Origin of the sequence: Halomonas chromatireducens, assembly GCF_001545155.1 — a bacterium.
Lineage (GTDB): Bacteria > Pseudomonadota > Gammaproteobacteria > Pseudomonadales > Halomonadaceae > Halomonas > Halomonas chromatireducens.
This window is the reverse complement of the sequence record NZ_CP014226.1, coordinates 1566638-1579567: the sequence shown is the minus strand read 5'-3', so window position 1 is coordinate 1579567 and position 12930 is coordinate 1566638. Positions and strand designations below refer to the sequence as shown.

At 61.7% G+C, this 12930-nt stretch carries 8 protein-coding genes and 1 pseudogene; 6 read left to right on the top strand and 3 right to left on the bottom strand.

Annotated features, from left to right (window positions below; genetic code table 11):
* Window positions 1–13: 13 nt before the first annotated feature.
* From LOKO_RS07355 to LOKO_RS07335, 5 genes are all read left to right on the top strand, one after another.
* Window positions 14–1585 (top strand): HAL/PAL/TAL family ammonia-lyase, encoded by a 1572-nt coding sequence (locus LOKO_RS07355; RefSeq protein ID WP_066447081.1) that lies wholly within the window; start codon window positions 14–16, stop codon window positions 1583–1585.
* 114 nt (window positions 1586–1699) lie between these two features.
* Entirely contained in the window at window positions 1700–2461 is a 762-nt protein-coding gene (locus tag LOKO_RS07350; protein WP_066447078.1) for a metallophosphoesterase family protein, read from the top strand.
* A 143-nt stretch (window positions 2462–2604) separates the two neighbouring features.
* Complete coding sequence (locus LOKO_RS07345) at window positions 2605–3546, top strand: pirin family protein (RefSeq protein WP_066447076.1); 942 nt, start codon at window positions 2605–2607, stop codon at window positions 3544–3546.
* A 47-nt stretch (window positions 3547–3593) separates the two neighbouring features.
* The gene (locus LOKO_RS07340; protein ID WP_066447073.1) at window positions 3594–3875 is read left to right on the top strand and encodes a DUF503 domain-containing protein; all 282 of its coding nucleotides are present in this window, start codon (window positions 3594–3596) and stop codon (window positions 3873–3875) included.
* Window positions 3876–4667: 792 nt separating this feature from the next.
* Window positions 4668–6044, top strand: coding sequence for a sensor domain-containing diguanylate cyclase (locus LOKO_RS07335; protein WP_201025368.1), 1377 nt, complete (start codon window positions 4668–4670; stop codon window positions 6042–6044).
* A 418-nt stretch (window positions 6045–6462) separates the two neighbouring features.
* Here LOKO_RS07335 and LOKO_RS20605 read toward each other — a convergent pair.
* Window positions 6463–6567 (bottom strand): annotated as a pseudogene (locus LOKO_RS20605) (transposase domain-containing protein); the annotation flags it as partial.
* Window positions 6568–6569: 2 nt separating this feature from the next.
* Between LOKO_RS20605 and LOKO_RS07325 the strand changes: the two are divergent.
* Entirely contained in the window at window positions 6570–7688 is a 1119-nt protein-coding gene (locus LOKO_RS07325; protein WP_235588962.1) for an MFS transporter, read from the top strand.
* A gap of 210 nt (window positions 7689–7898) precedes the next feature.
* Here LOKO_RS07325 and LOKO_RS07320 read toward each other — a convergent pair whose 3' ends face one another.
* Both LOKO_RS07320 and LOKO_RS07315 read right to left on the bottom strand, forming a co-directional pair.
* Entirely contained in the window at window positions 7899–9905 is a 2007-nt protein-coding gene (locus tag LOKO_RS07320; protein WP_066447065.1) for a methyl-accepting chemotaxis protein, read from the bottom strand.
* Window positions 9906–10193: 288 nt separating this feature from the next.
* Window positions 10194–12926, bottom strand: coding sequence for a sensor histidine kinase (locus tag LOKO_RS07315; protein ID WP_066447063.1), 2733 nt, complete (start codon window positions 12924–12926; stop codon window positions 10194–10196).
* Window positions 12927–12930 lie beyond the last annotated feature (4 nt).

Here is a 12930-nt window from a genome sequence, read left to right as displayed (position 1 = left end):
AGGAAGGTTCACCATGCATGACGGGCGGTTGACGCTGGATGAAATCGAGGCGATAGCGCTTGGAAACATGGCGCTTGCTTTGTCAGAGAGTGATAGACGTGCCGTCGAGAAGGCGCATGAATTTCTTTGCGACGCCATCGAGCGGCGCCAGCTCATCTATGGTGTCACGACGGGCTATGGTCCGTTGGCGACAACGCACGTCGACCCCATGCAGTCGGCGCTTTTGCAGAAGAACCTGGTTTACCACCTGTGCAGTGGTGTCGGCGAACCGCTGTCGCGACCTCATGTCCGTGCGATGATGGCTGCGCGAGCGATCAGCTTGGTGCGTGGTCATTCCGGCGCCAATCCGGCACTCGTCGAAAGGCTGCTCGCTTGGCTTCGAGCCGATTTGATTCCTGAGGTGCCGTCACGCGGCACCGTTGGTGCCAGCGGTGACTTGACCCCGCTGGCACATTTGGCCCGTGCTCTCAGCGGCGAGGGAAGAGTGAGCCTTAAGGGCGGGGAGTGGATGGAGAGTGCGATAGCACATCAGCAGTTGGGCTGGCAGCCACTTCTGTTGCAGGGCAAAGATGCCATTTCGCTGGTCAATGGCACGTCAACCACGGTGGGTATCGCCGCCTTGAATGCCACTGGCGCACAGCGGGCGATAAAGCTCAGTACGCTGCTGGTCTTGCTCTACACGGAGCTCCTCGAAGGGCACCGTGAGGCGTTTCACCCGGCGATCGGGGAGCTGCGTCCTCATCCGGGGCAACGGAAATTGCATCAGTGGTTATGGTCGCTTTCGGAAAGCAGTCAACTGCTTACCGCGTGGCAAGCAGCGTCAGTGCCGCTTCCTGAAATGGAAAATGGCATCGAACAGCACCGCCCGCTGCCCCAGGATGCCTACACGTTACGCTGCGCACCACAGGCCCTGGGGGCGGTGTGGGATGTGGTCGAGCAGCACGCACAGACGGTGCGGCTAGAGCTGAATGCGGTGACCGACAACCCGCTACTGTTTCCTGACAACGATACTGTCCTGCATGGCGGGAATTTTTTCGGCCAGCACCTGGCTTTTGCCAGTGACCATCTCAACAATGCGCTGATCCAGATGGCCCTGTATAGCGAACGACGCATCGCAAGGGTGACCGACCCGCTGAAAAGCAAGGGGCTTCCCGCCTTCATGCAGCCATGCGATACCGGTTTGCATAGTGGGTTCATGGGGGCCCAGGTGACTGCCACGGCGCTAGTGGCTGAGTTGCGTAGTCAGGCAATCCCGGCCTCGATCCAATCGATCCCGACCAATGCCGATAACCAGGATATTGTCCCGCTAGGTACGATCGCGGCAAGGCGCGCCAGTACCAGTATCGATTATCTCTATCAAATATTGGCGATTGAAGCGTTGGTGCTGGTACAGGGTGCCGAGCTGAAGGGGGCGCATTTGCTGAGTCAAGCGTCACAGGCTTTCTGTGCCTGGGTTCGCACCCATGCACCGACTCTTGAGCAGGATCGTCCGTTGGCAGAAGACATCGCCAGGCTTTCTCATGCGCTTTCCGACCCAGACGAGGTGGCTTCGTTGATGGCGTTGCTGGACCCTCAGGTCTGCTGACCCGCCCGGGCCGCTGCGCTACCCAACCTGGCAAAACGCTCCGGCTCCCGCTTATGCTGGGTGACAAGGACGGGCGAGGTATCGCCCCGTTGCTAAGAACAAGGTGGGAGCGTCATGCGGCTCAGGATACTTTCCGACCTGCATCTGGAACATTTCGACGAGGGGCGGGAGCTGCCGGAGGTGGCGTCCGACGCGGTTATCCTCGCCGGTGATATTCACCGCGAGGCAGAGGGCCTGGCATGGGCCGCGGCGCGCTTTGCCGACCAGCCGATTATCTATGTGCCGGGGAACCATGAGTTCTACGGCACCAGCATGCCCGTGCTGCGCCACACCCTCGCCCAGGAAGCCGAGCGACTGGGCATCCATCTGCTCGACAACCGTTCGCTGACGTTGAACGGGGTACGTTTCCACGGTACCACCCTATGGACGGACTTCGCTCTCTACGCCGATGAGCCGGACAACGATCCGGCGCTGACCGAGCAGAAAGCGCGTTGGCTGATGCCGGATTTCAGCATCATCGAACAGCCGGTTGGGGAGATCTTCAGTCCCCTGGAGAGCCAGCGGCTGCACGCCGAGGCCCTGGCCTGGCTCGAGGCGGAACTGGCCGTTCCCTTCGTCGGGCCGCGGGTGGTGATCAGCCATCATGCGCCACTGGCCGAATGCATCCCCCTGCGCTACCGGGGTGACGCCCTGTCGCCCGCCTTCGCCTCGCATCTACCGGGGTTGATGGGGTGCGCCGACCTGTGGATTCACGGCCATGTGCATGAGCCGGTGGACATGGCGCACGGCGGTACCCGGGTCGTTGCCAACCCCGGGGGCTACCCCGGTGAGTTCGAGCCGCCGCTGTTCGTGCCGGACCTGGTCATCGAGGTGTGAGCGGTGGCCAAATGTCTGGTCAAGTCCCGGGTGGGCAGCGTAGGCGAGGCCTATGCTGAGAGCATCACCGCTCGGGGTTTCGCCGAGGCTTCACTCCACACCATCTCGGCAGCTAGACTCACTTCGTCCTCAAGGAGTGTTCCATGAGCAATCTCGTCAATGAAGGCAGCCTCTCATCCTCCCTGGATTGCCCGCTGGTCGACGGAAAACGCCAGGTTCAGCATGTCTCGGCTCGCACCGCTGACGTAGGCGGTATTCCGGTCAATCGCGTGCTGCCCTCACGTCAGCGGCGCCTGGTGGGGGCCTGGTGCTTCCTCGATCATGCCGGGCCGGCGGTCTTCAAGAGCGACAGCGCTGGCCTGCGCGTCGGGCCGCACCCGCATATCGGCCTGCAGACCTTCACCTGGATGATCGAGGGAGAGGTGTTGCACCGCGACAGCCTGGGCAGCGAGCAGGTGATACGACCGGGGCAGGTCAACCTGATGACCGCGGGGCGCGGCATCAGCCATACCGAAGAGTCGGTGGCCGGCGCCAGCCACCTGCATGCTGCCCAGCTCTGGATTGCACTGCCCGAGGCGAGCCGTAATACCGAGCCTCGTTTCGATCACTATGCGGAGCTGCCCCGCTGGCAGGCGCACGGCGTCGAGCTGACCCTGCTTATCGGTGAATTCGACGGCCGCCGGGCGCCGCCCCTGACGTTCTCACCGCTGGTGGGGCTCGACCTCGAGGCTAGCCGGGCCGCAACGATCAGTCTGCCACTGCGAGATGACTTCGAGTACGCCGTACTGCCCCTGGACGGTGAGCTCGAGATCGGTGGAGAACGCTTTGTCGCCAATGAGCTGGCCTACCTGGGCCGCGGTCGCGATGAGGTGGAGTTGTCGATGAGCGCAGGCGGTCGTGCCATTCTGATCGGTGGTGAGCCGCTGGGGGAAGAAGTGCTGATCTGGTGGAATTTCGTCGGCCACAGCAAGGCGGAGATCGCCGAGGCCCAGCGCGACTGGGAGGCGGGCAGCGAGCGCTTTGGCAGCATTCCCCAATGGTCGGGTGAGCGGTTGATGCCGGCGCCATTGCCGTGGAAGGTCTAGTGGGAATGCCCGGCTAGAGCGCGATCGCGATCAACGGAAGGACTCCCATGCACAGCACCATCCTGACCATGAACCTTTCACTGCCCGGCTGTGCGTCCCTCAAGGAGAAGCGCCAGCGTATGGGCGGACTTCATGAGCGCTTTGGCCGCAACCCGGCTGTGGCGGTATGCGAGAGCGGCGAACGCGACCGGCTGGAAGCGAGCGAATGGACCTTCGTGGTGACCGGCATCTCGCAGCAGAAGGTGGATTCTCTATGCAGCGAGATCGAGGAGAAGCTGCAACGCACGGTTGATGGTCGCGTGCTCGACGTGTCCCGGCAGACCTTGTAACTGCCATCGCGTCGTCTTGCACTTGGATGAACCCCAGGCGGCAGACACGCCAGTGACAGGGCAACAAGGATCGGCATTGTGGCGATTGAAGCGGTAACTGCACGGAATTGAAGCAGGCTTGGGCGATAGTGAGTTCAAGTGGTGCGGAGAAGTTGCTGCAAAGCAGCGGGGCAAGGTATGGGTGGCTGTGCGATTCCAGTAAGCTGTTGTTTTTTATTTAATTATTCCAGTATTGGCATGTTTTTCGTATGTAAAAGAAAAGGCAGGCTGAGCACTTTGGGCCTGCAACCGGTTTCAACGTCGCCATCCGTGAAGGCGATATACAGAGTGAGCTGGCGTGCTCCACTTGGGCCCTCTCGGGGGCCTTTTTTTTGTCAGGACTATTTTCAAAAATGCTTGTTTCCGGACACCAGCTTCGATGTCGGTCAGTGGCAGGGCAATGAGACCTTAGTCGATGTGGCTGATAGGGAGGCTGCTAGCATCCATCATCTTTTTTTACTCACGATAGGAAACAATGGCAAACTAGCGCGAAGAAAGTGGGCTCTGGACTCCTCGGAAAGCCCCGATAATGTTGGCATCGCTTCTACGCTCCGTGGATGATTGGTGCCACGAAGCCTGGTACGCATGGACAAACCCGCTACGCCCGCCAGCCGTGCGGCACGAATAACGCTCTATTATGCACTCTTGGCCAGTGTATGGATTTTGGTGTCCGACTGGTGGCTCGGTGAGCGTGTGGCGGGAACATCTTGGCTCACTCAGGCCCAGTCCGCGAAAGGGTTGGGGTTTGTGGCCGTGACCAGCGTCGCACTGTTTTTCCTGTTGAGACGAGAATGGAAGGCCGACGCAGCGCTGTTGCAGCGCAATCAGCAGCAGCGAGCGGAGCTTCATGCGCTGAGCCAGTTTCGGGAAAGTGTTATCGAGAGTGCGCACGTCTGGATCAATGGTCTCGACCGTGAGGCACGGGTGACGTTGTGGAACGATGCCGCCGAACGTATCTCAGGATATCGCCGTGATGAGGTGTTGGGCAGTGACGGTATCTGGCAGTTGCTATATCCGGACCCTGACTATCGCAGCAGTATTGCCCGCGAAGTTCAGCAGATCCTCAGCGAGGGGGCTGAGGTCCAGGGCTTTGAGACCAGCATCCTCACCAAGAGTGGTGAGGAGAAAATCATCGCCTGGGACTCCAGGCAGCTTACCGATGAGCACGGCCATGTTTGTGGCTCGGTAGCCATCGGCCGTGATGTCACTGCCAGGCGTGCTGCCGAGCAGGCCCTGCAGAAGCGTGAACGGGAGCTGAGGACACTGATTGCCAACCTGCCGGGCATGGCCTATCGCTGCCTGAACGATGCCCAGTGGAGCATGCGGTTCGTATCCAGCGCCTGCCTGGAACTCACGGGATACCGGCCAGAGGAACTGGTGGCTAATCGGGGCGTTGCCTGGGCCAGCCTCATCCAGCCGGAATATCTTGCACGACTCCATGTCCAGGTCGATCAGGCCATTGAGCAGGGGGAGCCCTTCGCCGTTGAATATCAGCTTCGCAAGCGCAATGGCGACCTGGTGTGGTGCTGGGAGCAGGGGCGTGCGGTGACCATCGATGGTGAACAGTTTCTGGAAGGAATCATCATCGATATCACCGAACGCAAGCGGCTGGAGCAGGAGCTGGAGGAATTGGCGACGCAGGATGCCTTGACGGGATTGCCCAACCGGCGTGCGTTCAACCGCCGCCTGGAGGATGAACTCTCCCGTGCCACTCGCTATGACCGCTCGTTTAGTCTGCTATGGCTTGATTTGAACAATTTCAAAGATATCAATGACAACTATGGACACTTGGCTGGCGATGCGGTGCTGAGGCAGATCAGCCATCTCATAAAGGACAAGTTGCGCAAGATAGACTTTTTGGCTCGCTATGGTGGTGATGAGCTTACGGTGATTCTTCCCGAAATGTCGTTCGAGGCAGGCCAAGAGGCAGCGGAACGACTATGCGACCTAGTGGCATCGAGCCGGTTCGATGTGCTGAATGGTCATACCATTACTCTTACGCTCAGTATCGGAGTGGCGGCATTTCCCCAGCATGGCAAGAGCGCCATGGCGCTCTGCGACGCCGCTGACAGGGCGATGTATCAGACGAAGAAAAGAAATGCTGCAGCCAGGCGTCACAGCGGTGCCTAGCAAATCATAGGCACCTGGCAGGCAGCCATGTATTCAGCGTGTTAACCATCGTTCGTCTCATAAGTGTCAAGTGTATGTGGTGATAACGTTTTCCTGTTAAGTAGTAAGCGTGCCTGACAGGCAATCTCGTTATAGTCCTTCGACAGATTGTCAAAGAAATCCTGCGCCGACTTGTCCGACTTCAATCTCGCTTCAGACGCGTGACTCTGACTGCGCGCCTCGCCCTGAGCGGCGTGATACAGTGTCTTGACAAGATTACAGTTTCTGTCATTTTTCTGAATAGACATTCCCTTTTTCCTTTTTTGGCTTTCTCGGGACTGATTCAACGACGACGCAATTTTGGCGCTCCTGCTGCTGGTTTTTTGTACCTCGACAGCCACATGCCAGTAAGCGACCGGGCATCACCGCTTGTCAGTGATCAGGCAGTATGCTGCCAGTGGTGAGGCAGGAGTTCGTGGATCTGGCTGGCCTTCTGGGTCGGCAGCCGTTCCAGCACGTCTCGGAGATAGGCGTACGCTGAGTGGGGTGGTCGGCCAACAGCTGAGTCCCGATCCCGGTCTGGCCACGCTGCCCATCGCCATGATGATGCTGGGCACCGTGGTTTCGACCCTGCCAGCGTCCCTCTACATGAAGCGGGTGGGTCGTCGACATGGCTTCATCACCGGGGCCAGCCTGGGTGGCGTGGCCGGTGGCCTGCTGAGCTTCGGTGCCATTGCGCTGGGGTCCTTCTGGCTGTTTTGCGCCGGCAATCTCCTGTTGGGGCTCTACCAGGGCTTCGCCATGTACTACCGCTTCGCCGCTGCCGACGTGGCAAGTCCCGCCTTTCGCAGCCGGGCGATCTCCTTCGTCATGGCTGGCGGGGTTGCCGCCGCCTTCCTCGGCCCCTGGAACGCCAGCGCAGCCACCGGCCTGATCGCCAGCGTGCCCTCCGGTGGACCTTATCTGGTGATTGCCATCCTTGCGCTGCTGGCCATCGGCCTGCTGACTCAGCTGCGCGTACCGGCCAGCGGCGAGCCCCAGCCCGGCGAGAAATCTCGCCCCATGGCGGTCATCGCCACCCAGCCCAAATTCAGGGTAGCGGTACTGGCCGGCGCGGTGGGCTACGCCATCATGGTATTGGTGATGACTGCCACGCCGCTGGCGATGCGCGCCCGAGGTTTCGAGATGAGCCAGGTTGCCTTCATCATGCAGTGGCACGTGCTGGGCATGTTCGCGCCGTCCTTCGTGACCGGCAGCCTGATTGCCCGTTTCGGCGTGCAGCGTATCGTGCTCAGCGGGGCGACGCTGCTCATCGGCACGGTGCTGGTGGCTAACCTGGGTACCAGCCTGGCGCACTTCTGGGTGGCGCTGGTGCTGCTGGGGGTTGGCTGGAACTTTCTGTTCGTGGGTGGCAGCGCCATGCTCTCCACGGTTCATAGCGAGGCCGAGCGGGGCAAGGTACAGGGGGTCAACGACCTGATCATCTTCACGTTGGTGGCCATCGGCTCGCTGATGGCCGGGCAACTGCTGCACCACCTGGGGTGGGAAGCCCTGAATCTCGCCATGCTGCCGGCTATACTCCTGGTGGCCCTGGCCACCCTCTGGTTCGGCATGAAAGCCAAATCACAGCTGGCCAGCCAAGTCTCTGGGCCACCTGAGCCATAAGGAACCCTCCACCGTGCATGACGTCCTGTTGCATACCGATGGCTGCTGGCACCAGGCTACCATGACCTGGAGAAGCGGTGTCCAGGTCTCGAAAGGAACTTCACGTCATCCAGTTACCCAGTGAAAACAGGAAACAGCGTAGGCGATTATTGGTATTCCGCTTCCCTCCCTGGAAGCGGCTCGGCTCATTGGCTCTTGCTTCCAGCCGCCTTAAAAGGTCTCCCAATCCTCTTCCAGCTCGCGTGCGGGCTGCTGACGCTTGGACGCTGGCTTCACCGCCTGCTGCGAGGGGTTAGTGACCGCCGAGGGCAGGGCAAGCGCTGGCCGGTTCACCGCCGGGCCTGGACGCGCTTCGGTCAATTCGGCTTCTCCGAGAATGAATTCGGACATTAGCTCATCAAGGCGACGGGCATTGTCTCGCATGGTGGCGGCCAGGCCGGCGTTCTGATGCACCATGGAGGCATTCTGCTGCGTCATGGTATCCATCTCCGCCACAGCAGTGTTGACCTGCTCGATTCCCGACGTCTGCTCGCGGGCGCCGGCGGTGATTTCGCTGATCACGTCAGAGACCTGAATCACACTCTGGCGCAGCTCCTGCATGCGTTCTGCCGCACCCTTGACGATCTGGCTGCCTTCCTGGGTGTGTTTGACGGAAGTATCGATCAGTCCGCGAATGTCCTTGGCGGCGTCGGCTGAACGGCTGGCGAGGTTGCGGACTTCCTGGGCGACCACGGCAAAGCCCCTGCCGTGCTCGCCGGCACGAGCAGCTTCCACCGAGGCATTCAACGCCAGAATGTTGGTCTGGAAGGCGATCGAGTCGATCAGGCCGATGATGTCGCTGATCTTGTTGGCCGAGGCGTCGATGGATGCCATCTTGGCCTGCATCTCGGTCATGGCCTCATTGCCGCGCTCGGCAACCCCGGCGGCATTGGTGGCCAGCCCGTTGGCCTGCTCGGATGCCTGGGCGGTGTGCGAGACGGTGGAGTGAATCTCCTCCATGGATGCCGAGGTTTCCTGCAGGTTGGCGGCGGCCTGCTCGGTGCGCGAGGAGAGTTCCTGGGTGCCGTCGGCCATGTCGCTGGCACCGGCGAGGACGGTACGGGCGTTCCCGCGGACTTCCTGCAGGGTTCGCTGCATGCGCTCGACGAAGCCGTTGAACTGTACGGCGAGCTCGCCCACTTCATCCTGGCTGTGGGCCGTCAGCCGGCGGGTCAGGTCGCCCTTGCCCTGGGCGATATCGGCCATGGCCTGGGCGGTCTGCTTGATCGGCGCCAGTGCCTTGCGCGCCGAGAAACCGACGATGACAAGCAGCACCAGCAGGATCACTGCACCCACGATCAATAGGGAGAACAGCAGGTTCGTCGAGACAGCGGTGAAGACATTGCTGGGAATGGCCGCCGCAAGCGCCCAGCCACCAGTGCCTGGGATCGGGCTCCAGACCATGGTCACGTTGCCATCGAAGGGTGACACCACTTGGCCGATGCCGGCTTCACCGGAGAGCATGCGCTGGCCCAGTGCATTGACACCCTGGAAACCGGCCTGGTCGGCATCGGTGACGTTGAGGTTCATGCGCAGGTCTGGGTCGGGATGGGCCACGACCATGCCGCTGCTGTCGACCATGTAGCCGTAGCTACCTTCGCCCACGTCGATGGCGGAGGTGATCTCCGAGACGGCTTCCATGGACAGGGTGATGCCCAGCAGCCCGACGCGGCTTCCTGACTCGTCGAAGATCGTCTCGGCAATTATCGCGGTGGGCAGGCCGCTCACCAGGGAGAGCACCGGGTCGGCCAGCAGCCGGTCCGTGGTGCCATCGATAACCAGCTCCTGGAAGTAGCCGCGACCGGAAATGTCCGCCCTGGCGCCGCTATGGGTCACGGTATCGCCGCTGGCGTCGGCGAAGTAGAACGATTCGATGGTGGCATCGCCCGGATGACGGCTGGCCAGCCACTCCAGGTGCTCTTCCACGGGCACCGATTCGGCGAGTCGTTCGTCCTTGGCTAGCCCGGACAGCAGGGTCCGGTAACCCTCGATCCAGCGGCCGACTTCATTGGCCCGGGCTTCGACCTGTCGGGCACTGGTGTCTTCCAGCATCGGTGGAATGGCATTGTTCAACTGGGTGTTGACGATCAGGCCCAGCGCGATGAATGCCAGCAGTAACGGCAGGCCGATCGCGCCCAGCAGCTTCTGCGTGAGTGATAGACGAGTGAGTCGCTTCATTTTGTAGGGGCTCTCTATAGGACAGTGCTTTTATGCTGGTCTGCATGTGCATGGCAAAGCAGCGAAACGAAACAAACGGTCTTGCCATAGCGGCGCTTCAAGGCCACGAAATGCGTATGGCCTTGCTGTCTGAATTCTTTTTGTTTTTTTGGGATAAGCGGGCTGACCGAGGGCCTGGGCTGGCTGTTACGTCATTCCCTGGCACAAAGAGGTATCGGCGGAAGAGAGGGTTTCTTTAGCACATGCAGCAAAATCAGACTTGTCGCATGAAGTGGGCGGGATTGTGAGTCACTCAGGTGCCTGGGGTAGCTCCATGACCAGACAGGCGCCCTGGAGCTGGGGGGCATCCTCTACCCAGAGCCTGCCGCCCAGGTGGACGACAATGCCCCGGCTGATCGGCAGTCCCAGGCCGCTGCCCCTGGGGCGTCCCTTGGCCTTGCCGGCGCTGCTGCTCAGGCGTTTTATCTGGTGGAACTTCTCGAAGACTCGCTCGCGCTCCTCTTCGGCGATACCGGGGCCATTGTCCTCCACGCTGAGCCGATAGTGTTGCTCGTGTCGAGTCAGCAGGAGACGCACCTGTGGATCGTCGTCGTCGGCAAACTTGCCGGCGTTGTCGAGCAGGTTGATGATGACCTGCTCCAGGCGGTCCGGGTCGCCGATGACCGGAGCCTCGTCCACCTCGATGTCAACTTGAAGCGTCACCCCGCGATCCTCCTGCAGGCGATGGACGGCGTCGACGCTATGCCGGGTCAGCGACACCAGGTCCAGTTGCTGCGGCGTCAGGGTCAGCCTGCCGCTCTCCAGCCGTGCCAGGTCGAGTATCTCCTCGATCAGGCGGGAGAGCCGTTGGCTTTCGAGCACCACCACTTCGAGGAAGTGGGTGCGCTTGTCTTCCGGCAGGTCCTTGCCGTCGCGCAGGATTTCGGCAAAGGCGCGAATCGAGGTGAGCGGCGTCCGGAGTTCGTGACTGACCATGGCGACGAATTCGTCCTTCAATCGGTCGAGTTCGCGTAGTCGCTCGTTGGCGGCACGCAGCTCCTCGCCGATCTTGGCGAGTTCGTTGGACTTCTGTTCCAGTCGGCGGTTGTACTCGAGCGTCTGGGAGGTGGTGTCGAGAATGCTGAGGATCGACTCCAGGTCCAGGGCCTCGCCACGCACCACGGAATTGATCAGCACCCTTGCCGAGGCGCTGCCCAGTGCACCCGACAGGGCCTGTTCGGCGCGGGCGATCATCGCCGGGGGGGCCGGATCGGAGTTGTCCCGGCTGCTCTTCTGGTCGGCGAGTATCCGGGCGGTGGCGTTGGCCCCCAGGTAGCGGCTGAGCAGGCTCTGGAGCTCGCCGCGGGTTGTCTGGCCACGCCACAGGGAGGTGTGCTGCAGCCCCGGGTTCATGGCATTGGTGAACAGCGCCGCCTGGGTCTGCTCCAGCGGACTCTGTCGGGTAAACAGGGAAACGCCGACCAGAATCCCGACGTTGGCCAGCATGCTCCACAGCAGCGAGTGGCTGTAGATGTCCCAACCCTCGAGGCCGAACAGCGCATAGGGGCGCAGCCAGCCCAGCCCCCAGAGGCCTTGTTCGACAAAGCCGGGGTTCAGCCACCCTGACTGGGCAAAGCCCGGCAGCAGCAGGGTGTAGACCCAGATGAGAAAGCCGGCGATCAAGCCCAGGCTGGCGCCCAGCCGGGTTGCCCCCCGCCAGTACATGCCGATCAACAGGGCGGGGGCGAACTGGGCGGCGGCAGCGAAGGAGACCAGCCCAATGGTGACCAGGCTATAGGAGTCGCCGATCAGCGCATGGTAGAGGTAGCCCAGCAGCAGGATCAGCACGATGGCTACCCGGCGAATGCCCAGCAGCCAGCCGGCCAGCTCGCCCTGGGAGCTGAGCTGCAGGCGCTTGGAGCGCAGCAGCAGCGGCATCACCAGCTGGTTACTGACCATGGTGGAGAGGGCGATGGTCTCGACGATGACCATGCCGGTTGCCGCCGAGAGACCGCCGATGAAGACCAGCAGCGGTATGCCCTCCAGCCCTGCGGAGAGGGGCAGCGTCAGCACGAAGCTGTCCGGGTCGCTGTTGCCGACCGGCAGCAGCATGCCGGCCATGGCGATGGGAATCACGAACAGATTGATGGCGACCAGGTAGAGCGGGAAGAGCCAACTGGCGCGCCGGAGGTGGCGTTCGTCCACGTTCTCCACCACCAGCACCTGGAACTGCCGGGGCAGGGTGAGAAACGCCAGGAACGCCAGCACCAGGGTGCCGACCCAGCCGGTGGCACCGCCCGGCACCGCATCCAGACCCAGGGCGCCAACCAGTCGCGGGCTATCGGCCACCTGGCTGAACAGGTCCATCGGGCCGTTGAACATCACGAACACCACGAATACGCCAACGGTCAGGAAGGCGACCAGCTTGACCAGCGACTCGAAGGCGATCGCCGCCACCATGCCTTCGTGACGCTCGCTGGCATCGAGGTGGCGTGTGCCGAAGAGGATGATGAACACCGCCAGGACCAGGGCGACCCAGAAGGACTTGTCGACCCAGAAGCTCTCGTCCGCCAGCTGGAATTCGGCGGCTTCCGGATAGTTGACCAGTACGGCATGGCTCAGGGTGATGGCCTTGAGCTGCAGGGCGATATAGGGAGTGATGCCGATCAGGGCGATCAGGGCCACCAGGGCGCCGAGGCTCGAACTCTTGCCGTAGCGGGCACTGATGAAGTCGGCAATGGACGTGATGCGCTGGGTGCTGGCGATGCGCACCATCTTGCGAATCATGAAGGGGGCCATGAGCATGGCCAGGGTCGGCCCCAGGTAGATCAACAGGAAGCTGGGGCCAGACTCCGCGGCACGCCCCACGCTGCCGTAGAAGGTCCAGGCGGTGCAGTAGACCGCAATCGAGAGGGCGTAGACGGTGGGCGACCCGATCACCGAGCGGCCCTTTTCGGCACGCCGGTCGCCCCAGGCAGCAATGACGAACAGCAGCGCCAGGTAGCCGAAGGCCACCGTCAGCACTACCGGATCCGTTCTCATCGCG

What these genes read in the sequence shown, in the direction of transcription:
- LOKO_RS07350 (WP_066447078.1), top strand. Translation starts at nt 1,700, where the DNA reads ATGCGGCTCAGGATACTTTCCGACCTGCATCTGGAACATTTCGACGAG.
- LOKO_RS07345 (WP_066447076.1), top strand. Translation starts at nt 2,605, where the DNA reads ATGAGCAATCTCGTCAATGAAGGCAGCCTCTCATCCTCCCTGGATTGC.
- LOKO_RS07320 (WP_066447065.1), bottom strand. Translation starts at nt 9,905, where the DNA reads ATGAAGCGACTCACTCGTCTATCACTCACGCAGAAGCTGCTGGGCGCG.
- LOKO_RS07340 (WP_066447073.1), top strand. Translation starts at nt 3,594, where the DNA reads ATGCACAGCACCATCCTGACCATGAACCTTTCACTGCCCGGCTGTGCG.
- LOKO_RS07355 (WP_066447081.1), top strand. Translation starts at nt 14, where the DNA reads ATGCATGACGGGCGGTTGACGCTGGATGAAATCGAGGCGATAGCGCTT.
- LOKO_RS07315 (WP_066447063.1), bottom strand. Translation starts at nt 12,926, where the DNA reads ATGAGAACGGATCCGGTAGTGCTGACGGTGGCCTTCGGCTACCTGGCG.